This window comes from Saccharopolyspora oryzae (genome assembly GCF_027853915.1).
Classification (GTDB): Bacteria; Actinomycetota; Actinomycetes; order Mycobacteriales; family Pseudonocardiaceae; genus Saccharopolyspora; species Saccharopolyspora oryzae.
The window spans coordinates 15,426-37,991 of the sequence record NZ_JAQGLA010000059.1 but is presented as its reverse complement, the minus strand read 5'-3'; the positions used below and the strand labels follow the sequence as shown (position 1 = coordinate 37,991).

Annotated in this window: 27 protein-coding genes; 22 read left to right on the top strand and 5 right to left on the bottom strand. The window is 70.4% G+C overall.

All coding sequences use genetic code 11. From position 1 onward, the window contains the following. The 12 genes from dnaJ to OU415_RS26960 all read left to right on the top strand — a co-directional run bounded on the left by dnaJ (position 1) and on the right by OU415_RS26960 (position 9,543). Complete coding sequence (dnaJ, locus tag OU415_RS27015) at positions 1-1,176, top strand: molecular chaperone DnaJ (protein ID WP_270952075.1); 1,176 nt, start codon at positions 1-3, stop codon at positions 1,174-1,176. A 79-nt stretch (positions 1,177-1,255) separates the two neighbouring features. After that, complete coding sequence (locus tag OU415_RS27010) at positions 1,256-1,999, top strand: 16S rRNA (uracil(1498)-N(3))-methyltransferase (protein WP_270952074.1); 744 nt, start codon at positions 1,256-1,258, stop codon at positions 1,997-1,999. 112 nt (positions 2,000-2,111) lie between these two features. Then, complete coding sequence (locus OU415_RS27005) at positions 2,112-2,615, top strand: MarR family winged helix-turn-helix transcriptional regulator (protein ID WP_270952073.1); 504 nt, start codon at positions 2,112-2,114, stop codon at positions 2,613-2,615. A gap of 336 nt (positions 2,616-2,951) precedes the next feature. Continuing rightward, positions 2,952-3,317 (top strand): histidine triad nucleotide-binding protein, encoded by a 366-nt coding sequence (locus tag OU415_RS27000; RefSeq protein ID WP_270952072.1) that lies wholly within the window; start codon positions 2,952-2,954, stop codon positions 3,315-3,317. A gap of 179 nt (positions 3,318-3,496) precedes the next feature. Then, the gene (locus tag OU415_RS26995) at positions 3,497-4,579 is read left to right on the top strand and encodes a PhoH family protein (RefSeq protein ID WP_408641921.1); all 1,083 of its coding nucleotides are present in this window, start codon (positions 3,497-3,499) and stop codon (positions 4,577-4,579) included. Next, on the top strand, positions 4,576-5,142 hold the full coding sequence (gene ybeY / locus OU415_RS26990; protein WP_270952071.1) for an rRNA maturation RNase YbeY: 567 nt from the start codon (positions 4,576-4,578) through the stop codon (positions 5,140-5,142). Before OU415_RS26995 ends, ybeY begins: the two co-directional genes overlap by 4 nt. 17 nt (positions 5,143-5,159) lie before the next feature. Then, positions 5,160-6,482, top strand: a complete 1,323-nt coding sequence (locus OU415_RS26985) for a hemolysin family protein (RefSeq protein ID WP_270952091.1) — start codon at positions 5,160-5,162, stop codon at positions 6,480-6,482. Further along, positions 6,475-6,840 (top strand): cytidine deaminase, encoded by a 366-nt coding sequence (locus tag OU415_RS26980; RefSeq protein WP_270952070.1) that lies wholly within the window; start codon positions 6,475-6,477, stop codon positions 6,838-6,840. The genes OU415_RS26985 and OU415_RS26980 overlap by 8 nt, the downstream gene beginning before the upstream one ends. A gap of 381 nt (positions 6,841-7,221) precedes the next feature. Continuing rightward, complete coding sequence (gene era, locus OU415_RS26975; protein WP_270952068.1) at positions 7,222-8,127, top strand: GTPase Era; 906 nt, start codon at positions 7,222-7,224, stop codon at positions 8,125-8,127. 119 nt (positions 8,128-8,246) lie between these two features. Next, on the top strand, positions 8,247-8,663 hold the full coding sequence (locus OU415_RS26970; RefSeq protein WP_270952066.1) for a CD225/dispanin family protein: 417 nt from the start codon (positions 8,247-8,249) through the stop codon (positions 8,661-8,663). Between the two features lie 143 nt (positions 8,664-8,806). Further along, positions 8,807-9,127: a CD225/dispanin family protein gene (locus OU415_RS26965; RefSeq protein WP_270952065.1), complete on the top strand. Its 321-nt coding sequence runs from the start codon at positions 8,807-8,809 to the stop codon at positions 9,125-9,127. Next, complete coding sequence (locus OU415_RS26960; RefSeq protein ID WP_270952064.1) at positions 9,124-9,543, top strand: DUF2752 domain-containing protein; 420 nt, start codon at positions 9,124-9,126, stop codon at positions 9,541-9,543. The genes OU415_RS26965 and OU415_RS26960 overlap by 4 nt, the downstream gene beginning before the upstream one ends. Here OU415_RS26960 and OU415_RS26955 read toward each other — a convergent pair. Beyond that, positions 9,540-9,899 (bottom strand): DUF4190 domain-containing protein, encoded by a 360-nt coding sequence (locus tag OU415_RS26955; RefSeq protein WP_270952062.1) that lies wholly within the window; start codon positions 9,897-9,899, stop codon positions 9,540-9,542. The genes OU415_RS26960 and OU415_RS26955 overlap by 4 nt on opposite strands. 115 nt (positions 9,900-10,014) lie before the next feature. Between OU415_RS26955 and recO the strand changes: the two genes are divergently transcribed. The 5 genes from recO (at position 10,015) to OU415_RS26930 (ending at position 14,054) form a co-directional block, all read left to right on the top strand. Beyond that, positions 10,015-10,812, top strand: a complete 798-nt coding sequence (gene recO / locus OU415_RS26950) for a DNA repair protein RecO (protein WP_270952061.1) — start codon at positions 10,015-10,017, stop codon at positions 10,810-10,812. 63 nt (positions 10,813-10,875) lie between these two features. Beyond that, positions 10,876-11,709, top strand: a complete 834-nt coding sequence (locus tag OU415_RS26945) for an isoprenyl transferase (protein WP_270952060.1) — start codon at positions 10,876-10,878, stop codon at positions 11,707-11,709. Continuing rightward, positions 11,709-12,134, top strand: coding sequence for a hypothetical protein (locus OU415_RS26940; protein WP_270952059.1), 426 nt, complete (start codon positions 11,709-11,711; stop codon positions 12,132-12,134). The genes OU415_RS26945 and OU415_RS26940 overlap by 1 nt, the downstream gene beginning before the upstream one ends. 220 nt (positions 12,135-12,354) lie before the next feature. Next, positions 12,355-13,356 (top strand): permease, encoded by a 1,002-nt coding sequence (locus tag OU415_RS26935; RefSeq protein WP_270952058.1) that lies wholly within the window; start codon positions 12,355-12,357, stop codon positions 13,354-13,356. Then, the gene (locus tag OU415_RS26930) at positions 13,356-14,054 is read left to right on the top strand and encodes a TIGR03943 family putative permease subunit (RefSeq protein WP_270952057.1); all 699 of its coding nucleotides are present in this window, start codon (positions 13,356-13,358) and stop codon (positions 14,052-14,054) included. The genes OU415_RS26935 and OU415_RS26930 overlap by 1 nt, the downstream gene beginning before the upstream one ends. Positions 14,055-14,163: 109 nt before the next feature. On the opposite strand, the gene OU415_RS26925 is transcribed toward OU415_RS26930, so the two are convergent. Next, on the bottom strand, positions 14,164-14,580 hold the full coding sequence (locus OU415_RS26925) for a Fur family transcriptional regulator (protein ID WP_270952056.1): 417 nt from the start codon (positions 14,578-14,580) through the stop codon (positions 14,164-14,166). Then, positions 14,577-15,047 carry an ArsR/SmtB family transcription factor gene (locus OU415_RS26920; RefSeq protein ID WP_270952090.1) on the bottom strand — a complete coding sequence of 157 codons (471 nt, stop codon included), beginning with the start codon at positions 15,045-15,047 and terminating at the stop codon, positions 14,577-14,579. Before OU415_RS26920 ends, OU415_RS26925 begins: the two co-directional genes overlap by 4 nt. A 217-nt stretch (positions 15,048-15,264) precedes the next feature. Here OU415_RS26920 and OU415_RS26915 point away from each other — a divergent pair, with 217 nt between their 5' ends. Continuing rightward, positions 15,265-16,650, top strand: coding sequence for a glycine--tRNA ligase (locus tag OU415_RS26915; RefSeq protein ID WP_270952055.1), 1,386 nt, complete (start codon positions 15,265-15,267; stop codon positions 16,648-16,650). A 111-nt stretch (positions 16,651-16,761) separates the two neighbouring features. Continuing rightward, the gene (locus OU415_RS26910) at positions 16,762-17,415 is read left to right on the top strand and encodes a YdcF family protein (protein ID WP_270952054.1); all 654 of its coding nucleotides are present in this window, start codon (positions 16,762-16,764) and stop codon (positions 17,413-17,415) included. Between the two features lie 51 nt (positions 17,416-17,466). On the opposite strand, the gene OU415_RS26905 is transcribed toward OU415_RS26910, so the two are convergent. Further along, positions 17,467-18,213, bottom strand: coding sequence for an SAM-dependent methyltransferase (locus tag OU415_RS26905; RefSeq protein WP_270952053.1), 747 nt, complete (start codon positions 18,211-18,213; stop codon positions 17,467-17,469). A gap of 261 nt (positions 18,214-18,474) precedes the next feature. On the opposite strand from OU415_RS26905, the gene OU415_RS26900 reads away from it, so the two are divergent. The 3 genes from OU415_RS26900 to OU415_RS26890 all read left to right on the top strand — a co-directional run bounded on the left by OU415_RS26900 (position 18,475) and on the right by OU415_RS26890 (position 21,595). Then, positions 18,475-19,761, top strand: a complete 1,287-nt coding sequence (locus OU415_RS26900) for a deoxyguanosinetriphosphate triphosphohydrolase (RefSeq protein ID WP_270952052.1) — start codon at positions 18,475-18,477, stop codon at positions 19,759-19,761. A 151-nt stretch (positions 19,762-19,912) separates the two neighbouring features. Further along, on the top strand, positions 19,913-20,098 hold the full coding sequence (locus OU415_RS26895) for a hypothetical protein (protein WP_270952051.1): 186 nt from the start codon (positions 19,913-19,915) through the stop codon (positions 20,096-20,098). A 402-nt stretch (positions 20,099-20,500) separates the two neighbouring features. Beyond that, on the top strand, positions 20,501-21,595 hold the full coding sequence (locus OU415_RS26890; RefSeq protein WP_270952050.1) for a serpin family protein: 1,095 nt from the start codon (positions 20,501-20,503) through the stop codon (positions 21,593-21,595). A gap of 9 nt (positions 21,596-21,604) precedes the next feature. Here the strand turns inward: OU415_RS26890 and OU415_RS26885 are convergent, their stop codons facing one another. Then, the gene (locus OU415_RS26885) at positions 21,605-22,492 is read right to left on the bottom strand and encodes a sigma-70 family RNA polymerase sigma factor (protein WP_270952049.1); all 888 of its coding nucleotides are present in this window, start codon (positions 22,490-22,492) and stop codon (positions 21,605-21,607) included. Positions 22,493-22,566: the final 74 nt, after the last annotated feature.

The window sequence follows — 22,566 nt, the reverse complement described above, 5'->3', positions numbered from 1 at the left end:
GTGGCCACGGACTACTACGGGACTCTCGGCGTGTCCAAGGACGCTACGCCCGAGCAGATCAAGCGGGCGTACCGCAAACTCGCGCGGGAACTGCACCCGGACGTCAACCCCGACGAGACCGCCCAGGAGCGGTTCCGCGAGGTGACCACCGCATACGAGGTGTTGTCCGACCCGCAGAAGCGGCAGGTCGTCGACCTCGGCGGTGATCCGCTGGGCAACGGCGGCGGCGCCGGCGGCGGGATGGGCGATCCGTTCGCCGGTTTCGGCGGGCTGGGCGACATCATGGACGCCTTCTTCGGCGGCGGTGCCGGCGGTGGTGGCGGACGCGGTCCGCGCAGCCGGGTGCAGCCGGGCTCGGACGCGCTGCTGCGGCTGGAGCTCACGCTGGAGGAGTGCGCCAGCGGCGTCAACCGGGACATCACCGTCGACACGGCGGTGCTCTGCGACTCCTGCGACGGCGGCGGTTCGAAGGCCGGCAGCGCGCCCTCGACCTGCGACACCTGCGGTGGTCGCGGCGAGGTGCAGTCGGTGCAGCGCTCGTTCCTCGGGCAGGTCATGACCTCCCGCCCGTGCCCGGTCTGCCGCGGCTTCGGCGAGGTCATCACCGACCCGTGCCAGCAGTGCAACGGCGACGGACGGGTCCGCGCGCGGCGCACCATCACGGTCAAGATCCCGGCCGGTGTCGGCGACGGGATGCGGGTCCGGCTGGCCGGCGAAGGCGAGGTCGGGCCCGGCGGCGGACCGGCGGGCGACCTGTTCGTCGAGGTCGAGGAGCTGCCGCACGAGCGGTTCACCCGCGACGGCGCGGACCTGCACTGCACGGTCGAGCTGCCGATGACCGCGGCCGCGCTGGGCACGGTGCTGACGCTGGAGACCCTCGACGGCGGGCAGGAGGAGCTCACCGTCGAGCCCGGCACGCAGCCCGGCGCCGAGCACGTGCTCAGCGGTCGCGGCCTGCCGAAGCTGCGCTCCAACGGCAAGGTCAGCGGGCACGGCGACCTGTACGTCCACCTGGACGTCGTGGTGCCGACCAAGCTCGACGACGCGCAGGCCGACCTGCTGCGCCAGCTCGCCTCGCTGCGCGGCGAGGAGCAGCCGGAGCCGACCGTCACCGCGAACGGCAACGGCAGCCGGCACGGGCTGTTCTCCCGGTTCCGCTCCTTCGGGCACCGCTGAGAGCACCACTCGAACTCCGGGCGGCATTCCGGGAGGTCCCGGAATGCCGTTCCCGGGGTCCAGGACTGAGGGGCAGGACGTGTCGGAATCCTCGCTGCCGGTGTTCACCGTCGAGCAGCTGCCCGCTGTCGGGCCGACGACGTTGGACGGGCCGGAGGGCAAGCACGCGGCCACCGTGCGCCGGCTCCGGGTGGGCGAGCACCTGCTGCTCTCCGATCGCGCGGGCGGCATGGCCCGCTGCGAGGTGGTGGCCGCCGCCAAGGACTCCCTGGAGCTCGCGGTCGCCGAAACCTGGCGGGAACCGCAGCCCGCGCTGCGCGTGCGGCTCGCGCAAGCCCTGGTGAAGGGCGATCGCGGCGAGCTCGCGGTGGAGCTGGCGACCGAGGCCGGGGTCGACGCGGTCGTGCCGTGGCGCGCTTCGCGCTGCGTGGCGAAGTGGGACGACGGCCCGCGCGGGGCGAAGGCGCTGGCGCGCTGGCGGAGCACCGCTGAGCAGGCCGCGAAGCAGGCGCGGCGGGCGTGGACGCCGCAGGTGGACGAGCCGGTGAGCACCAAGCAGCTCGCTGCGCTGGTCAGCGGTGCCGACGCGACCCTGGTGCTGCACGAATCGGCGACCGAGTCGCTGGCCTCCGCCGATCTCCCCGATTCCGGTGAGCTGATCCTGGTGGTGGGTCCGGAAGGCGGCATCACCGGCGAAGAACTCGCAACCCTCACCGACGCCGGGGCCCACGTGGTGCGCCTCGGCCCGACGGTCCTCCGAGCGTCCACCGCCGCGGCCGTCGCGCTCGGCGCCCTAGGCGTCCGCACCGACCGCTGGAGCTAGAGGTACCGGCGGTCATTTCGCGCACCTGGGGTCGTCGCGGCTCCTCCCGGTCGATAATCTCAATGTTGAGACAACGTCGACAGCGTTGACTGCCGAGCTACCTGGAGGACGAATGGCCGACGCGGTGGACGAGATCCAGCGGCGCTGGCGGCGGGAGCGCCCCGATCTGGACGCCGACCTGTGGCCGGTCGGCATCGTCGGACGCGTGCAGCGGCTCAACCGGGTGCTCGAACGCGAGCTCAAGAAGTTCAACTCCGCGCACGGCATCGAGACGTGGGAGTTCGACGTGCTCACGACGCTCCGGCGGTCGGGCGAGCCCTACGAGCTGACCGCGGGAGCGCTGCTCAAGGCGATGATGGTGACCTCCGGCGCGATCACGAACCGCATCGACCGCCTGGAGTCCAAGGGGTGGGTCGAGCGGGTTCGCGACGACGTCGACCGGCGCTCCGTGCGGATCCGGTTGACCGACGAGGGGAACCGGATCGTCGACGAGATCTTCGGCCTGCACCTGGCCAACGAGGCGCGCCTGCTGCCGGAGCTGGGCGAAGAGCAGTACGAACAGCTCTCCGGCCTGCTGCGCACCCTGCTGGAGCACTTCGGCGACACGGAGCTCTAGCGCCCTTTCGTGTTCGGCGGGATCGACCAGTGCGCCCGGCTGGTGGCGCCGCGGCGCTCGGGGTGTGACTGTGCGCGAAGAAGATCAAAAAGTTCAGCGACGCGCGTAGCGCGAACGGTTGATGGGACGCTACGCTCGGTGGCGGAAGTGGATATCGCGGCTCAGCCGCGACCGGTGCCGCACGGGGCATCGGAGCCCAGCACTCGCCGGACACCTCCCCCCTCGGTCCGGCGAGAGCTGCGCCGCAAACGGGAATCCCCCCAGACCCGATTGCGGCGCAGCGTGCGGGCATCGACCGCCACCCGCGGCGGGGCCGGCACCCCTTAGTCTTCCGGCATGAGCGACATGGATTCCCTGTTCCTGCGGATCATCGAGCGCGAGATCCCCGCTGACGTCGTGCGGGAGAACGAGCGGGTCATCGCCATCCGCGACATCAACCCGCAGGCGCCCACGCACGTGCTGGTGGTGCCGAAGAAGCGCTACCGCAACGCCGCCGAACTGGCCGCCGCGGACCCGGAGCTGCTCGCCGAGCTGATCACCACGGCCCGCGAGATCGCCGCGCAGGAGGGCATCGAGGAATCCGGCTACCGGCTGCTGTTCAACACCAACGCCGACGCCGGCCAGACGATCTTCCACGTCCACCTGCACCTGCTCGGCGGCGAGCCCCTCGGCGGCCTGACCGGCGGTCCGCTCAAGGGCTGAGCGGCTCGCCCCGGTGGTGGTGCGGCCGGGAGCCGCGCCGCCACTTCCGCCTCGCGTGATCCACGTCGTTCGCGGGCGGTGACTGCGGCAATTCGATTGTCGCGTGGACTACCATCGGTGCCAGGCAGAACTGACCGAACGACCCGCGCGGAGAGCGCAGAAGGCAGGCCCGAACACACGTGGCCGGTATTGCAGCGGGTGGCGCTGCCGCCCAGTCCGGAGAACCACCCCAGACGGCAACAGCCCAGACCGCGACGGCGCAGTCCAAGGTGACCGTTCCCGACGACGTCGTCCTGACGCTGGTCGGATCCCGCGACCAGAACCTGCGGGTCGTCGAAGACCTGCTCACCGCCGATGTCCACGTTCGGGGCAACGAGGTGACGCTGTCCGGCGACCCCGCCGAGGTGGCGTTCGCGGAGCGGGTGTTCGCCGAGCTCATCGCGTTGATCGGCAAGGGCGGACCGCTGACCCCGGACGTCGTCCGGCGCAGCGTCGGGATGCTCTCGGCGGACCACAACGAGTCGCCCGCCGACGTGCTGAGCCTGGACATCGTGTCGCGGCGCGGCCGGACCATCCGCCCCAAGACGCTGAACCAGAAGCGCTACGTCGACGCCATCGACCACCACACCGTGGTGTTCGGCATCGGCCCGGCCGGTACCGGCAAGACGTACCTGGCGATGGCCAAGGCCGTGCAGGCGCTGCAGGCCAAGCAGGTCAACCGGATCATCCTGACCCGTCCCGCGGTCGAGGCCGGTGAACGGCTCGGCTTCCTGCCGGGCACCCTCTACGAGAAGATCGACCCGTACCTGCGGCCGCTGTACGACGCGCTGCACGACATGGTCGACCCGGAGTCGGTGCCGCGGCTGACGCAGGCCGGGACCATCGAGATCGCCCCGCTGGCCTACATGCGCGGCCGCACCCTCAACGACGCGTTCATCATCCTCGACGAGGCGCAGAACACCACGCCCGAGCAGATGAAGATGTTCCTGACCCGGCTGGGCTTCGGCTCCAAGATCGTGGTCACCGGGGACGTCACCCAGATCGACCTGCCCGGCGGGCAGCGCAGCGGGCTGAAGGTCGTCCAGGAGATCCTGGGCGGTGTCGACGACGTGCACTTCGCCCTGCTGGACAGCCACGACGTGGTGCGGCACCGGCTGGTGACCGACATCGTCAACGCGTACGACCGCTGGCACGCATTGGAAGACGCAGAACCGCACGACCGCCACGGTCGACGCAACGGGCAGCGACGAGGACGAGCATGAGCATCGAGATCGCCAACGAATCCGGCGTCGCAGTGCCCGAGGCGACCATCGTCTCGGCCGCGCGCTTCGCACTGGACAAGATGAGCGTCAGCCAGCTCGCCGAGCTGTCCATCGTGCTGGTGGAGCTCGACGTGATGGCCGACCTGCACGAGCGCTGGATGGACCTGCCCGGCCCCACCGACGTGATGTCGTTCCCGATGGACGAGTACGACTCGGCCCGCCGGCCCGACTCGGCCGGAGCGGGCCCGGCGCTGCTGGGCGACATCGTGCTCTGCCCGGCGTTCGCCCGCGACCAGGCCCGCAAGGCCGGGCACAGCATGCTCGACGAGCTGCACCTGCTGACCGTGCACGGCGTGCTGCACCTCCTCGGCTACGACCACGCCGAGCCGGAGGAGGAGCGGGAGATGTTCGGCCTGCAGAACCGCATCCTCGCCGAGTTCCGCGAGGCGCGCGCCGAGGCCGAGCGCGCGGAGGCGCAGCGCAGCGCCGACGACCGCGTGCTGGGCGCGGTCGGTCTGGACGAGTCGGAGCCGCCTCAGGGCGGCCCGGCGCCTGCCAACTGAGGGAGTCGGCGTTGGAATTGGCCGATTCCACCGCGTTCTTGATCACGGCAGTGCTGCTGGTGCTGGCCGCCGGGGTGTTCGCGGCCTCGGAGTCCGCCGTCACGGTGGCCTCCCGCGCGCGCGTTGACGAGCTGGTGCGCGAAGGCCGGAGCGGTGCGAAGCAGTTCGCGCTGCTGCTAGCCGACCGGCCCCGGCACGTCAACCTGCTCCTGCTGCTGAGGCTGGCCTGCGAGCTGGGCGCCACCGTGCTGGTCACGGTGGTCGCGCTGCGGCTGGCGAACTCCGAGGCCTGGGCGGTGGTGATCGCCGGTCTGGTCATGCTGGTGGCCTCGTACGTGCTGGTCGGCGTCGGCCCGCGCACGCTCGGTCGGCAGCACCCCTACGGCATCGGGCTGAAGGTGGCCGCGCCGGTGCGGGTGCTGGCCCGGCTGCTCAACCCGCTGACCCGGCTGCTGATCCTGATCGGCAACATGATCACCCCCGGCAAGGGGTTCCGCGAGGGACCGTTCTCCACCGAGGTGGAGCTGCGCGAGCTGGTGGACCTGGCGGGGGAGCGCGGCGTCGTGGCCGCCGACGAGCGGGAGATGATCCACTCGGTCTTCGAGCTCGGGGACACGCTGGCCCGCGAGGTCATGGTGCCGCGTCCGGAGATCATCTGGATCGAGCAGACCAAGTCCGCCCGGCAGGGGCTGGCGCTGTGCCTGCGCTCCGGGTTCTCCCGGATTCCGGTGATCGGTGAGAGCGTCGACGACATCGTCGGCGTGGTGACCGTCAAGGACCTCACCGGCGCGGTGCTGACCGCGCGCGACGAGGCCGGTCCGCCGGTGTCCGAGCTGATGCGCCCGGCGAGCTTCGTGCCCGACACCAAGCGGGTGGACGAGCTGCTGCGCGAGATGCAGCTGTCCCGCAGCCACCTGGCCATCGCCGTCGACGAGTACGGCGGCACCGCCGGGCTGCTGACCATCGAGGACATCATCGAGGAGATCGTCGGCGAGATCACCGACGAGTCCGACCTGGAGGAGCACCGGCCGATCGAGAGGCTCGAGGACGGCACGGTCCGGGTCAGCTCGCGGCTGCCGGTGGAGGACCTCGGCGAGCTGTTCGGCGTGGAGCTCGACGACTCCGACGTGGAGACGGTCGGCGGTCTGCTGGCGCAGCGCCTCGGCCGGGTTCCGCTGCCGGGCGCGGAAGCCGAGATCGCCGGGCTGAAGCTGCGCGCCGAGGGCGGCAAGGACCACCGGGGACGGATCCGCATCAACGCGCTGCTGGTCCGCCCGGCGAACACCGACCAAGCACCGCTGCGCGGTGCTGACCAGGAGGGAAGCAACACCCGTGGCTGAGCACGTGGAAGCGGCAGCACCGCAGCAGATCGACCCGGAGGACGCCAAGATCGTCACCCTCGCCAGGTCGTCCCGCGCCCGCAACGGCGCCGCCGAGGGCGCGGCGGTCCGCGACACCGACGGCCGGACCTACGCGGCCACCACGGTCGCCCTCCCGTCCCTGCGCCTCACGGCGCTGCAGGCGGCAGTCGCCGCCGCAGTCTCCAGCGGCGCGGAGGGCCTCGAGGCCGCTGCGGTCGTCACCGACGCCGATTCCGTGGACGCGGACTCCGTCGCAGCGGTCCACGACCTCACCGCCACGGCCCCGATCCTCCGGGCCGACGCCCGAGGCGAAGTCGCCGGAGTCCTCTCCGCCTGACCCGGCACCTGACCGACGGGGCCGCAGTTTCAATTGAAACTGCGCCCCCGCCGGTGTGTCGGGCCCCGACACACCGACACGTACACCCAAATCCCACCCCCGCCCGGGTGAGTCGTCCCTCTCGCGCGCGGCCAGGTCGTCCGCAGTTTCAATTGAAACTGCAAATCCCACCCACGGTGGATCACAGTTTCAATTGAAACTGCGGTCTCCCGGCGAGCCGGAGCCCGACATGCCGGGGTGTGTTGGGAATCGGTGCGGATTCAATGGAAATCAGACGTCTGATTTCCATTGAATCCGTGGACTCGCGGGCTTGGGGAGGTGGTGGGATGGGGAACGGTGCCCGGTGCGCGGGGGTTTGGGCTGGGCGGTCACAATGGGTCGGTGACCAGCTCTGATGTGCACCGCTCCGGATTCGCCTGCTTCGTCGGCCGCCCCAACGCCGGGAAGTCGACGCTGACGAACAGCCTGGTCGGCTCCAAGGTGGCGATCACCTCCAGCAAGCCGCAGACCACCAGGCACGCCATCCGGGGCATCGTGCACCGCCCGGACGCGCAGCTGATCATCGTCGACACCCCCGGCCTGCACCGCCCGCGCACCCTGCTCGGCAAGCGGCTCAACGACCTGGTCTACGAGACCTGGTCCGAGGTCGACGTGATCGGGTTCTGCGTGCCTGCGGACCAGAAGGTCGGCCCGGGCGACAAGTTCATCATCGAGCAGCTGAAGAAGGTGGCCCGCCGCACCCCGGTGCTGGGCATCGTCACCAAGACCGACCTGGTGTCCAAGGACCAGGTCGCCCAGCAGCTGCTGGACCTGCAGGAGCTGATGGACTTCGCGGACCTGGTGCCGGTGTCGGCCAAGGACTCCTACCAGGTCGACGTGCTCTCCGACCTGCTGGTCAAGCAGATGCCGGAAGGGCCGCAGCTGTACCCGGACGGCGAGCTGACCGACGAGCCGGAGACCACCCTCATCGCCGAGCTGATCCGCGAGGCCGCGCTGGAGGGCGTGCGCGACGAGCTGCCGCACTCGCTGGCGGTGACCATCGAGGAGATGATCCCGCGCGAGGACCGCGACGACCTGATCGACGTGCACGCGGTGGTCTACGTCGAGCGCTCCAGCCAGAAGTCGATCGTCATCGGCCGCGGCGGGGAGCGCCTGCGCGCGGTCGGCACCCAGGCGCGCAAGCACATCCAGGCGCTGCTGGGCAGCAAGATCTACCTGGATCTGCACGTCAAGGTGGCCAAGGACTGGCAGCGCGACCCGAGGCAGCTGCGCAAGCTGGGGTTCTGATCACACCGCCGGTGTGAAATCGCAGGAACGCCCACGCGCGCTCCTGCGTCTCAGGTACGTTGCTGCCGATCTTTGCGCTCAGCCGCAAGGCGGCTTGTAGGACTTTCAAAGGAAATGACGTGACGAATCCCTATGGCGGCCCGCCTTCGGGTCCCAACCCGCAGCAGCCGTACGGTCAGCAGCCCGGTGGATACGGACCGCCCTCGGGACCGATGCCGCAGCAGCCCTACGGTCAGCCCTCGCCCTACGGGCAGCAGGGCTACGGCGCCGCTCCGCCGAACAACAACATCGGGTGGGGCATCGGCTCGATCTTCCTCTGCTGGCCGTTCGCGATCCCGTCGCTGATCAAGGCCACCTCGGTGCAGAACCTGTGGGCCCAGGGCCAGTTCCAGCAGGCCCAGGTGGCCGCGGCCGAGGCCAAGAAGTGGGGCAAGATCGGCATCATCACCGGTGCCTGCGGTTGGGTCCTGCTCATCCTGTTCTACGTCGTGATCTTCGTCATCCTTGCCGCTGCGGCGAGCAGCACCAGCTACTGATCCGTTCAGCCCGGCCATGCCGTTGCGCAAGGGCGAAGCCGTCCGCAACGGCATGGCTGAACGCGGGGGGGAGAGAGATTTTGAGCGAGCCGTCTGAACAGAATCAGGTGCCGTCCCAGGATCCGGTCAGCCTGCCCGCACCGATGCCGGCTCCGCCCCCGTACTCGGCGCAGTTCGGCGTGGCGCCGGTGCCGCTGAACAACAACCTGGGCTGGGCCATCGCGAGCCTGTTGATCTGCTGGCCCTTCGGGATTCCCTCGTTGATCAAGGCGCTGCAGGTCAACTCGCTGTGGTACCAGGGACAGCACGCCCAGGCGCAGATGGCAGCCGATGACGCCAAGAAGTGGGGCAAGATCGGCGTCATCCTCGGTGCTTGCGGCTACGGCCTGCTCGTCCTGCTCGTCATCGCCTACTTCGTGATCATCTTCGTGGCCCTCGGCACGCTCACGGTCTCCCAGCTATGAGCGCAGGTCGGCTGCGCGCCATGGCGCTCCCAGCGGCCACGGTGCTGGTCGGATGCGCGGGAGCTGCCGTGGTGCTCGCCGCGGACCCGACTTCCGACGCGGGTTTTCCGCTGCCGCCGTGCCCGGTCAAGTTCCTGACCGGGCTGGACTGCCCGGGCTGCGGTGTGACGCGCATGATCTACAGCCTGCTGCACGGCGATGTGCTGGCGGCGCTGCACTACAACGCGGCGGCGATGCTGTTCATCCCGTTCTTCCTGTGGACCTGGGGCGCCTGGGTGCTGGGACGCTGGCGTGGTCGGAGGGTGACCACCTGGGAGCAGTGGCGCTGGTCGCCGCACGCAGCGCTGGTCCTGATCGCCGTCTGGGCGGTGATCAGGAACCTGCCCTTCCCGCCGTTCGAAAGCCTCTACGTCTAGCTGTCGAACTCGCCCTGGAGGGCCGGACCGAGCACGCCGGTGGCAGCGAGGACGACGAACGTGATCAACAGCGCCCACACCGCGAACAGCGACCAGCCGACGATGATGCCGGTCAGCGCCATGCTGCGGTTGGTGTAGGCCTGCGGGCTGCGGTTGATCTCGCGCATCGACACGTGTCCGAGGATCGCGCCGATCGGCCCGACGAGCAGCGCGCCGTAGCACGTGAAGATCGCGGCCAGCGAGACGCACATCGATGCGATCGCCATGCCGTTGTTCCGGGGGAGCTGCGGATAACCCGTGCCGTACGGCGAAGGGGCCTGGTAGTACGGGTTGTTCGGGTCGTACGGGTAGGTCATCCGTTCCTCTCAAGCTCAGCTGGTTCGCCGGTAGGACGTCCCGACGGGCGAACCGGATCCCCGCATTCTTCGCCTTGCTCGCGAGTTGCCCGCACAGAGGTGCGACGATGTGGGGGTGAGCCTCTACCGGGATACCGCGGTCGTGCTGCGGGTGCAGAAGCTGGGTGAGGCGGATCGGATCATAACCCTGCTGACCCGCCGCTACGGGAAGGTGCGCGCGGTGGCCAAGGGGGTGCGCCGGACCACGTCGAGGTTCGGCGCCCGCGTCGAGCCGTTCTGCCACGTCGACGTGCAGCTCTACACCGGCCGCACGCTCGACGTGATCACCCAGGTCCAGACTCTGGACGCCTTCGGCCTGCACATCGTCGACGACTACCAGCGCTACACCGCGGCCTGCGCGGTGCTGGAGACCGTGGACCGGCTGGCCGCCGAAGAGGGCGAACCGGTGCTGCGGCTATACCTGCTGGCCAACGGGGCGCTGCGGGCGCTGGCCGCCCGGGACCGCGACTCCTCGCAGGTGCTCGACGCGTTCCTGCTGCGCGCGATGTCGTTCGCCGGGTGGGCCCCGGCGCTGTCCGAGTGCGCGCGGTGCGGTGCGTCCGGGCCGCACGTGGCGTTCAACGTGCAGGCTGGTGGTGCGGTGTGCGCCCAGTGCCGCCCGGCCGGTTCGGTCCGGCCGTCCGCGCACACGCTGCCGTTGATGGAGGCGCTGCTGCACGGCGACTGGGCGAGCGCGGAGCGGGCCGAGCAGTCGGTGCGCCGCGAGGCCAGCGGGCTCATCGCCGCCCACCTGCAGTGGTACATGGAGCGCCAGCTGCGCTCGCTGCCGCTGGTCGAGCGGACCGTGCCGGAGCTGATCCGGGAGCGGGCGGCGGAAGCCGCGCTGGTCGGCACCGCCGAGGACGGGCGCTGAACTGTTGATCGACGCGGGCGGGGACAATGGAGCCGCACGCAGTCCGAAGGGGAGAAGCCAGATATGTTGCGACGCCGTGGGCGGGGCAAGGACGACCCGACCGTACGGGCGCCGGATCCACACGCCTCGGGGGAGAAGCCGCCGGCGCTGCCCGCCGAGTTCGTGCCCAACCACGTCGCGGTCGTGATGGACGGCAACGGCCGGTGGGCCAACGAGCGCGGCCTGCCCCGCATCGAGGGGCACAAGCGCGGCGAGGCCGTCGTGCTGGAGCTGGCCCGCGGTGCGATCGAGCTCGGCGTCAAGTGGCTGTCGCTGTACGCCTTCTCCACCGAGAACTGGAAGCGCAGCCCGGACGAGGTGCGGTTCCTGATGGGCTTCAACCGCGACGTGATCGCGCGGCGCGTCGACGAGCTCGACGAGATGGGCGTGCGGGTGCGCTGGGCCGGGCGCAAGCCGAAGCTGTGGCGCAGCGTGGTCAACCAGCTGCAGTCCGCCGAGGTGCGCACGGAGAACAACGAGGTCATGAACCTGACCATGTGCGTCAACTACGGCGGCCGGGCCGAGATCGGCGACGCGGCGCGGGAGATCGCGCGGCTGGCGGCGGCCGGGAAGATCAACCCGGACAAGGTCGACGAGCGCACCCTCGCGAAGTACCTGTACCAGCCGGAGATGCCGGACGTGGATCTGTTCATCCGGCCCTCCGGGGAGCGGCGGACGTCGAACTTCATGCTCTGGCAGTCCGCTTACGCCGAGTTCGTCTTCCAGGACACCCTGTTCCCCGACGTGGACCGACGGCACCTGTGGCGGGCGTGCGAGGAGTACGCCCGCCGCGACCGGCGGTTCGGCGGGGCTGTTGATCGGGCGGCATCCGGTGAACCCGCCCAGGAGGGCAATTGATGACCCAGGAGGCCGCAACCACGGCGCGGTTGATGACCGCGGCCAAGGAAGCGCTGGAGACCTACCACGACGTGCACGTCGACGACGACGGCGCGCTGACCTTCCGGCACTCGGAGGTGCCGTGCGCGGTGCAGGCGATGCAGCTCGCCGAAGGGCTGACCGTGCTGAGCCTGACCTGCGTGGTCGCGTGGGACCTGCCAGCGTCCGAGGAGCTCGCCCAGTCCGTCGCGGAGCGCGCCGGGCAGGGCCTGTTCGGCACGCTGGGCGTGGTCCGCACCGAACGCGGCATGGACGTCACGCTGCGCTACGCGTTCCCGGCCGAGGGAATGGCGCCGGCCCCGCTGGGCACCTTGATGATGCTCGTCGTGGCCACGGCGTCCCAGCTGCGCGCCGAACTCCTCGAATCCGAGGACACCGCGTCCTGACGCTCCCGGGGACGCAAATTCAATGGAAATCGGACATCCGATTTCCATTGAATTTGCGTCTGGACGCCCTCGACCGGGGGATCCGCCGGTGTGTCGGATCTCGTGATCGGTGGGTTCTGATCCCTGCTTGACCAGGGGTGATCATTCGCGGGCGAGGTGCCGGGACGATCGTCACGCACTGGTGCGAACGATTATCAGTTCGAACTGCCACGATGTGCGGGTGACCGAGCTCGCCGATCCGCCGCGCACGCGGCGCCCCGTCCTCACCTCGTTGGAGGTGCTCTGCGTCCTGCTGGTGCTCGCCGCGGTGTTCCAACCGCAGCTGATCGCACTGCTGGACGTCCCAGCGCTGCGCACCGGATCGACGGTGTTCGTCGCGGTCTGCGTGCAAGCCATGCCGTTCCTGGTGCTCGGCGTGCTGGTCAGCGGCCTCATCGCGGCTTTCGTGCCGCCTGACGCGCTGCGCCGCGTGCTACCGGCCAAGCCCGGAGCGGCGGTCCCGGTCGCCGGTGCGGCGGGGCTGGCTTTGCCGGGGTGCGAATGCGCGTCGGTGCCGGTGGCGCGCCGCCTGATGCAGCAGGGCGTCGCACCCGCTGCCGCGCTGGCGTTCCTGCTGGCCGCGCCGGCGATCAACCCGATCGTGCTGGTCTCCACCGCGGTCGCCTTCCCCGGCGAACCCCGGATGGTGCTGGCCCGGTTCCTCGGCTCGCTGCTGACGGCCTGCGCGACGGGCTGGCTCTGGGCCCGGCTGGGCCGAGCCGAGTGGCTGGCCGAACGCGCGCTGCGCCGGGTCGAACCGCAGCACGGCGGCAACCGCTGGGTCGTGTTCGCCGAATCGGCGCGGCACGACCTGGTCGAGGCCGGGGGGTTCCTGGTGCTGGGCGGCCTGACGTCCGCGGTGTTCAACGTCCTCGTGCCCACCGGCTGGCTGGAGTCGCTGGGCGGCCAGCTCCTGCTCGGCGTGCTGGTCATGGCCGTGCTCGCGGTGGTCCTGGCGCTGTGCAGCGAGGCAGACGCGTTCGTGGTGGCGTCGATGCCGGGGCTGCCGCTGATCCCGAAGCTGGTGTTCCTGGTCGTCGGACCGGTGGTGGACCTGAAGCTGATCGCGCTGCAGTCGGGCGCCTTCGGACGTGGGTTCGCGGCCCGCTTCGCCCCGGTGACGTTCGTGGTGGCGATGGCCTGCGCCGTCGGGGTCGGGGCAGTGCTGCTGGGAGGTTCGTGATGCGCCGGGAAACCCAGAACCTGCTGTTGCTGCTGCTCGGCGGTGCGCTGCTCAAGATCGCGCTCGGTGGCAGCTACCTGCGCTACGTCAAGCCGTCGCTGTTCCCGTGGCTGGTGGCGTCCGGGCTGGTCATGGTCGGGCTCGCGGCGTTCGCCATCGTCCGCGACATCCGCGCGAGCGGCGCCGGGGGCCACGAGCACAACTCGCGCAGCCCGTGGATGCTGCTGCTCCCGGTGTTCGCGATCTTCCTGGTCGCCCCGCCGGCGCTGGGCTCGGACTCGGTCACCCGCGACCGGCCCGCCGCTCCGCAGGCCCCGGCGGAACCGCGGTTCCCGGCCCTGCCTCCGGACCCTGAGCCGCTGCTCAGCGCGTCGGAGTTCGTCACCCGCGTGATCTGGGACGACAGCGGCTCGCTCGACGGCCGAACGGTCCGGCTCCAGGGCTTCGTCGTGCACCCGACACCGGACACCGCGCAGCTCGCGCGCATGCGCATCAGCTGCTGCGCGGCAGACGCGTCACCGGTGAAGATCGACCTCGCGGGTGCACCGCAGGCGGTCGGCCTCCCGGCGGACACCTGGATCGAGGTGGCGGCCCGCCTCCGCCCGGGCACGGCGACCGAGGCCAACGACTACGTCCCGACGGTGGAGGTGCTCACCCTCCGCACCATCCCGGCCCCACCGGACACCTACGAGTACTGATCCGAGTTCCGCCTGATCAGAACCCGTGAGCACTTTGAGTTGCCATGGCAACAGGAAAGACTCACGGGGCATGACCAGCGGAAACGGAGCGCGAAGCGGTGCTGGGGAGTCAGCCGGCGCAGTTCGGGCAGGTCCCGATGATCTCCACGGTGTGGCTGACCTCGGTGAAGCCGTGCTCCTGGCCGATGCGCTCCGCCCAGTTCTCCACCGGCGGGTCGGCGACCTCGACGGTCCGCCCGCAGTGGCGGCACACCAGGTGGTGGTGGTGATGGCTGGAGCACCGCCGGTAGACCGCCTCGCCCGACGGATTGCGCAGCACGTCGACCTCGCCCGCGTCCGCCAGGGTCTGCAGGGTTCGGTAGACCGTGGTCAGGCCGATGCCCTGGCCCTGCCGCCGCAGCTCCTCGTGCAGCTCCTGCGCCGACCGGAAGTCGTCGATCTGGTCCAGCAGCTTCGACACCGCTGCTCGCTGCTTGGTGGCCCGCAGTCCCGGTACCCCGACCGCGGGGCCCTCGCCGGTGGTCACGCTGTCTCCGTCTCCTGTCCGCCGTCGGGTTCGATGGAGCGCGCCGCCGGTCCGCGCGACCGGGCACCGGAGATCTCCTCCGCGTGCGCGACGGCGTCCACCACGATGTGCGCCAAGTGCTCGTCGACGAGCCGGTAGACGACCTCCCGCCCGTGCCGCTCGCCGTGCACGACCCCGGCCGACTTCAGCACCCGCAGGTGCTGGCTGATCAGCGGCTGGGCGACGTCGAGCGCGTCGACCAGCTCGTGCACGCAGCGCTCGGCGGTCCGCAGCTGCAGGACGATCGCGATCCGCACCGGGGCGGCCAGGGCGCGCAGCAGCTCGCCGGCCTCCACCAGGACCTGCTGGTCCCGCTGCGGCGCCGGGCGCGCGGCCCGGTCGGGGGAGTGCACGTGGTCCTCGGCGCGGTCCAGGCCGGGCCGCGCGCTCGGCTGGGCCGGCTCGGCATCCGGGCTGATCGCGGGCATCGCTTCCTCTCCGAGGCGTCTGGGCGCGGGGCCGTCGAGCTGCGGTGCCATCGCGCAGTGACGCTCCACGCACCCATCCTACGGGTAGCACCCGACCTGCTGATCGCATCGACACCGCAGCCCGGGCGCACCCCCTCCGCGACCGGATCGGTACGCTGGGAATCTCCAGCCCGACCAGCTGGTTCGACTCATCCAGCGAAAGATTTCCGGAGTTAACGTGCCCGCCGACCAGATCGACACGATCGTCAATCTCTGCAAGCGCCGTGGTTTCGTCTACCCGTCGGGTGAGATCTACGGCGGTACCCGGTCGGCCTGGGACTACGGTCCGCTGGGCGTCGAGCTCAAGGACAACATCAAGCGCCAGTGGTGGAAGTCCATGGTGCAGGGCCGCGACGACGTCGTCGGCCTGGACTCCTCGGTGATCCTGCCGCGCCCGGTCTGGGAGGCCTCCGGGCACGTCACCGCGTTCCACGACCCGCTGGTGGAGTGCACCTCGTGCCACCGCCGCTTCCGCGCCGACCAGCTCGCCGAGGAGTACGCCGAGCGCAGCGGCAAGGAGATCGCCGAGGACGACCTCTCCGACGTCCCGTGCCCGAACTGCGGGGTCCGCGGCCAGTACACCGAGCCGCGCGAGTTCAACATGATGCTCAAGACCTTCCTGGGGCCGGTCGAGAGCGAGGAGGGGATGCATTACCTGCGCCCCGAGACCGCGCAGGGCATCTTCGTCAACTTCGCGAACGTGATGACCACGGCGCGCAAGAAGCCGCCGTTCGGCATCGGCCAGATCGGCAAGTCGTTCCGCAACGAGATCACCCCGGGCAACTTCATCTTCCGGACCCGCGAGTTCGAGCAGATGGAGATGGAGTTCTTCGTCGAGCCGGGCGAGGACGAGCAGTGGCACCAGTACTGGATCGACCAGCGCATGGCCTGGTACACCGGGCTGGGCATCAACAGCGACAACCTGCGGGAGTACGAGCACCCGAAGGACAAGCTGTCGCACTACTCCAAGCGCACGGTCGACATCGAGTACCGGTTCCGCTTCGGCGGCCAGGAGTGGGGTGAGCTCGAGGGCATCGCCAACCGCACCGACTTCGACCTGACCACGCACTCCAACCACTCCGGCGTGGACCTGTCCTACTTCGACCAGGCCAGCAACTCCCGGTTCCGGCCGTACGTGATCGAGCCGGCCGCCGGTGTGGGCCGTCCGATGATGGCGTTCCTGATCGACGCCTACCACGAGGACGAGGCGCCCAACGCCAAGGGCGGGGTGGACAAGCGCGTGGTGCTGAAGCTCGACCGCCGCCTGGCGCCGGTCAAGGTCGCGGTGCTGCCGCTGTCCCGCAACTCCGACCTGTCGCCGAAGGCCCGCGACATCGCCGCGCAGCTGCGCTGCAACTGGAACGTCGACTTCGACGACGCCGGTGCGATCGGCCGCCGCTACCGCCGCCAGGACGAGGTCGGCACCCCGTTCTGCGTGACGGTCGACTTCGACACGCTGTCCGACCACGCGGTCACGGTTCGCGAGCGCGACACCATGTCCCAGGAGCGGGTGGCGATCGACAAGCTCGAGGAGTACTTGGCGGTCCGCCTCATCGGCTGCTGAGTTCCCACCCGTTCGGGTTGTTCCCCGGGCGGAGATGCTGAGCGGGCTCCGGGCTCGTCCTTCGGGCGGGCCCGGAACACCGGTTCCGAGGTTCTGCGAGGTTTTGCCAGCGTGAGTCCCCACCGAGCCGCCCACCGGTCCCGCTCGGGTCGGACTCTGACCAGGGTCCTGGTGGGTTCGCTGCTGGTGGCCCTGCTCGTCGTCGGCGGCACCGCGTTCCGCGTGTGGCAGGTGGCGCGCGCCGACGACCGGCGTCCGGTGGACATCGTGGTCGTGCTCGGCGCCGCGCAGTACCACGGCAAGCCCTCCGACGTGCTGGAGGCGCGGCTCAACCAGGCGCTGAAGCTGTACCGGGCCGGGGTGACCGACTACGTCGTCACCGTCGGCGGGCGGCAGACCGGCGATGCCTACACCGAAGCCCAGGCGGGCAAGAAGTGGTTGAGCAGCAACGGGATTCCCGCCGATCACATCGTCGAGGTCGACGTCGGCGAGGACACCCTGGGCAGCATGAAGGCGGTCGCGAACCTGGCCGCGGACCGCGGCTGGGACACCGCGCTGATCGTGAGCGACCCGTGGCACTCGCTGCGGGCGCGGACGATGGCCAGCGACTTCGGGTTGGAGTCGTGGTCCTCGCCGGCCCGTTCCGGCCCGGTCGTGCAGACCCGCGAGTTCCAGTTCAAGTACATCGTCCGGGAGACCGGCGGTCTGCTGTACTACCGCCTGACGCACGCCCCCGCCGAGCTCAACGGCGACGGCCTGGGCTGACGCCCTGGGCCGCCCAGCGGGGTCGGCAGCCGTTGCTGCCGACCCCAACCGTCAGCGGTCCATGAGGGCGAAGACCCCCCAACCGAGGTATTCGCGCTGGTACCTGGCGTATCGGGCTGGTTCCTCGGAGAGCTCGGCCCGCAACTCGGCGGCCAACTCGTCATCGGGATTCCGGTCGAGCCAGCGCCGGATGTTGAGCCACTGCGCGGCCTGGTAGCGATCCCAGCTGTCCTGATCGGCGAGCACCATCTCGACGACGTCGCAACCCAGTTCGCCGAACTGCTCGATCAGCTCGGGCAGCAGCCGGAAGTCGTCCTCGCTGCTGGCGTGGCACGCCTCGGCGATGCGCTGGTCCAGGGGAGCCCGGCGCCAGTACGGTTCGCCGATCAGCAGGAGGCCACCGGGGCGGAGGCTGCGGCGCAGCAGATCGATCGTGCCGGCCACTCCGCCGCCGATCCAGGTGGCGCCGATGCACGCGGAGAGGTCGACGGGTTCGTCCGCGACCCAGCCGGCCGCATCGCCGTGGATGAAGACCACCTGATCGGCAACGCCGAGCTCGGCTGCCCGGAGCCGGGCCCCGGTCGTGAACTCGGTGCTGATGTCCACTCCGGTTCCGGTGATGCCGTGGGCGTGCGCCCAGGTGCACAGCATCTCGCCCGACCCGCTGGCGAGGTCGAGCGCGCGCGTCCCGGGGGCCAAGTGCAGCGCCTGCCCCAGGGCAGCGAGCTTCTCGCTGGTGAACGGGTTGTGGATGCGGTGGCTGCTCTCGCGGATGGTGAAGTTACGTGGAAGATCCACTGCTGGGTTTCCTTACGTCCGATGAGGTCATGACGTGCGCGGGGAACGGCCTGTTGACGCTGGCCGCGGTTGCCTGGACCGTCATCGAATGCACCTCATCCGGACGTGCGGGCTTGGAACCCCGGCGAGGTTAGGACGCACGAGTGACCGCGTCCAACGGTTTTCCGCCGAGCGTCGCGGGATCAAACGTCCGGTGGTCGCTGCGGCGAAACGCGAGCGGGCTCCGGTGATTCGTCGGATTCCGGCCGTAGTCTGAGCGCGATGGAGACCACGCCCGGCTACCACGCGCACGACCTGGAACGGCTGCTCCCCGAGCCGCCGAAGCTAGCCGTGCCCGAAGGTGCGCGCTCCGACGACCGTTCCCCGTTCTCTCGAGACCGCGCGCGCGTGCTGCATTCGGCGGCGCTGCGCCGACTGGCCGGGAAGACGCAGGTGGTCGGCCCGGAGGAGGGCGACGTGCCGCGCACCCGGTTGACGCACTCGCTGGAGGTCGCGCAGATCGGGCGGGGCATCGCTGCGGCGTTGGGCGCCGACCCGGACCTCGTGGACACGGCGGGTCTCGCGCACGACATCGGCCACCCGCCCTTCGGGCACAACGGCGAACGCGCGCTCAACGACCTGGCCGGGCCCTGCGGCGGGTTCGAGGGCAATGCGCAGACGCTGCGGATCCTCACCCGGTTGGAACCGAAGTTGGCCGAATCCGGTGAGGTCGGCCGCGGGCTGAACCTGACCCGGGCGTGCCTGGACGCGGCCACCAAGTACCCGTGGCCGAAGCGGCCCGGCGAGGCCAAGTTCGGGGTGTACGAGGACGACCTGGCGGTGTTCGAGTGGCTGCGGCAGGACGCCCCGCCGCAGCGCCGATGCCTGGAGGCCCAGGTGATGGACTGGGCCGACGACGTGGCCTACTCGGTGCACGACGTCGAGGACGGGGTGCTCTCCGGGCGGATCTCGCTGCGCTCGCTGACCAGCGGCGACGAGCGCGCGGAGATCGTCCGGATGGCTGCGAAGCACTTCAGCGGCGATGGTTCCGGCGCCACCTCGGGGCTGCTGGAGCACGCCGCGGAGGAACTGGTGCGGTGGCCGGTGGTGGCGGCGGTGCTGGACTACGACGGCACGTTCACCGCGCAGGTGGCGCTCAAGCGGCTCACCAGCGAGCTGGTGGGGCGGTTCGTGGCGGCTGCGGTGACCGGCACGGTGGACCGGTTCGGTCCCGGGCCGCTCACCCGGTACCTGGCTGACCTGGTGGTTCCCGAGCCGGTGGTGGCCGAGGTGGCGGTGCTCAAGGCGGTCGCGCTGCGGTACGTGATGAGCGATCCGCAGCGGTTGCGGATGCAGGAGCGGCAGCGGGTGATGCTGGCGGAGCTGGTCCACGTGCTGGCCGAGCGCGCCCCGGGGTCGTTGGACCCGGCGATGTCCGCGGTGTGGGAGCGGGCCGGCGACGATGCTGCGCGGCTCCGGGTGGTGCTGGACCAGGTGGCGTCGCTGACCGATGCGCAGGCGGTGCGCTGGCATCGAAAGCATGTACGGAACGTGTCTGAATCGGTGTGACATTCATCCGAAAGGGGCGAGTTGATCTGGGATTCTCCGCGATGCTTACACAGAGTGCGCGACGGCGGGTCCCGACCGCCGGGTAGCACCGACCCCCGAAACCGCCCAGCGGCCCGGTCCCCCGAAGCAGCCGGGTCGCGAGGAGACCCCGATGCGCAACCGGCACTACATCCAGAAGCTCGTCGTCGGTGGCGAGCCGTACATCAACGCCGACAACCTGGCCGACTGGGTCACCGACCTGAACTGGCAGGACCCCGAAGCCCAGCGAGCGGCCAACTACATCGCCCAGGAACTCCGCCTGATGGGCCTCTCCGACATCGAGGAATCCCTCCGCTGACCCTCGCCCCCGCCGTCCTGCGCGGGTGACCGCCGCAAATTCAATGGAAATCAGACGTCCAATTTCCATTGAAATTGCGGAAGTTCTCCACAGGCAGGGCGACTTGTCCACAGGTGTCGGCGTGTCGGGGGCCGGAGGTTCCGACACGCCGGGGTCCCGACATGCCCGGGTGTGCAGTTTCAATTGAAACTGTGATCCGCCGGGCCCGGGATCTGGCACGCATCAAGTCGGGCACCCGGAGTCCAGGCGGGGCTGAGGTTCCGCTACTGGCACCGCCGCGCAGGACGAGGATGGAAAATCCTCAGTTGAAACTGCGGTTCGGACGCGGCCGGCGGGGTCCGTTGGCTGGCAGACTCGGGATCAGACCGGAGTGAGCCGACGCGGAAACGGAGCCCAGCGGCCGTGAGCGAACACCTCGACTTCAGCTTGTCCCTGCACCGGCAGCTCGCCCCGAACCCGGACGAGCAGTTCTGCTGGTCGCCGTACTCGGTGGCCAGCGCGCTCGGCCTGGCCGCCACCGCGACCGGTGGCCAGACCCGGCAAGAGCTGGTCACGGCCCTGCGTGAGGAGCCGTCCGCGCTGCTCGACGTGCTCGGCGGCGCGGCCGAGCTGACCGCGGGCTCCGCCCCCGAACCCCCGGTGCTCGCGGTGGCGAACACGCTGTGGGCGCACGAGGACCTCCGCATCGAGGAGCCCTACGTGCGCGCGCTAAAGGACTGGCCCGGCAGCGAGGTGCGCAACGCCCCGTTCCGCACCGACCCGGAGAAGTCCCGGCAGCTGATCAACGCCGACGTCGCGGAAACCACCCGCGATCTGATCCCGGAGCTGCTGCCCACCGGCTCGGTCCTCCCGGACACGGTCGCTGCGCTGGTCAACGCGCTCTACCTGAAGGTCTCCTGGAGCCAGGCCTTCGACGACAAGGCCACCACCGCGCGCACCTTCCACACTCCGAGCGGTGCCGGTGACGTGCCGACGATGCACGTCACGCGGCGTCTCGACTATGCCGCGGCAGAGGGCTGGCAAGTGGTCGGCCTCCCCGCCGCCGGAGGGGTCGAGGCCGTCGTGCTACTCCCCGACGACGGTCTGGAGCAGGCCGAGCCTGGGCTCGACGCGGCGCGCCTGGCCCGGCTTCTGGGGGCGGTGAAGCAGGAGCGCCTGGAGCTGTTCCTGCCGAAGTTCAAGGTCACCGGCGATGCCGAGCTGACCCGTCCGCTGGGCGCGCTCGGCGTCCGCGACCTGTTCACCCCGGCCGCGGACTTCTCCCCGCTGACCGACGAGTCGCTGCGGGTCTCGTCCGTGGTGCACCAGGCCGTCCTCGACGTGGACGAGAAGGGCCTCGAAGGCGCGGCGGCGACGGCGATGATGATGCGCCTGTCGGCGATCATCCGGGAGCCGGACCCGATCCGCGTCGAGGTGGACCGCCCCTTCCTCTTCCTGGTCCGCCACCAGGAGACCGGAGCCCTCTACTTCCTCGCCCGGATCACCGACCCCGCTTGATCCGCCCGTTCACCAGGGGATCCGGGTGAGCTTGTCGGGGTTGACGACGTCGAAGAGGGTCGCCGCCCGGCCGTCGATGATCGAAAGGGTGAACACGCGGCCCGCGATGTCGGGGGTGCCGGGCAGGACGACGCCGAGGTCGCCGTTGACCAGGACCGGGCGGAGGCTCGCGACCAGTCCGTCGTCGTACTTCTGCATGAGTCCGACGATGAACCGGGCCACCTTGTCGACGCCCACGACCGGCCGCCGGGCGGTGCGGGCCTTGCCACCGCTGTCGCCGTAGACCGCGATCGCCGGGTGCAGCGCTCGCGCCACCGCGTCGATGTCCTTCGACGCCACGGCAGCGAGGAACTCCTCCAGTACGCGTTGCTGCTCGGGCAGCGGCACCCGCGGCGGCGGGTCGGCGTCGGCCATCGCGCGACGCGCTCGCGAGGCGTGCTGCCGGGCCGCGACGACGCTGCAGCCGAGCACGTCGGCGATCTCGGCGAACGGCACGTCGAAGCTGTCGTGCAGGACGAACGCCAGCCGCTGGTCGGGCGTCAGCTCGTGCAGCACGCGCAACGCGGCCATCCGCAGGTCGTCCTGATCGGCCACGATGTCGCCGGGGTCGTCGTCGAGCGAGGTCACCAGCGGTTCCGGCAGCCACGGGCCGACGTACTGCTCGCGCTGCACCGCCGCCGAACGCATCCGGTCCAGGCACAGCCGGCTGACCACGGTCGTCAGCCAGGCGCTCAGGTCGCGGATGTCCGCGCGGTCGGTCGAGGCGAGCCGGAACCAGGCGTCCTGGACGGCGTCCTCGGCGTCGGCGATCCGGCCGGTGAGCCGGTAGCCGAGACCGATCAACCGGCTGCGGTGCTGGTCGAATTCCGCGGCGAGCGCGGTGCTGCTGACGGCCACGACGGCGATTCTGCCGCAAGCGGCACCGCGGACGCGCCGAATCGGTGGAACCGCGGGTGCGGCCCGACCAGAGG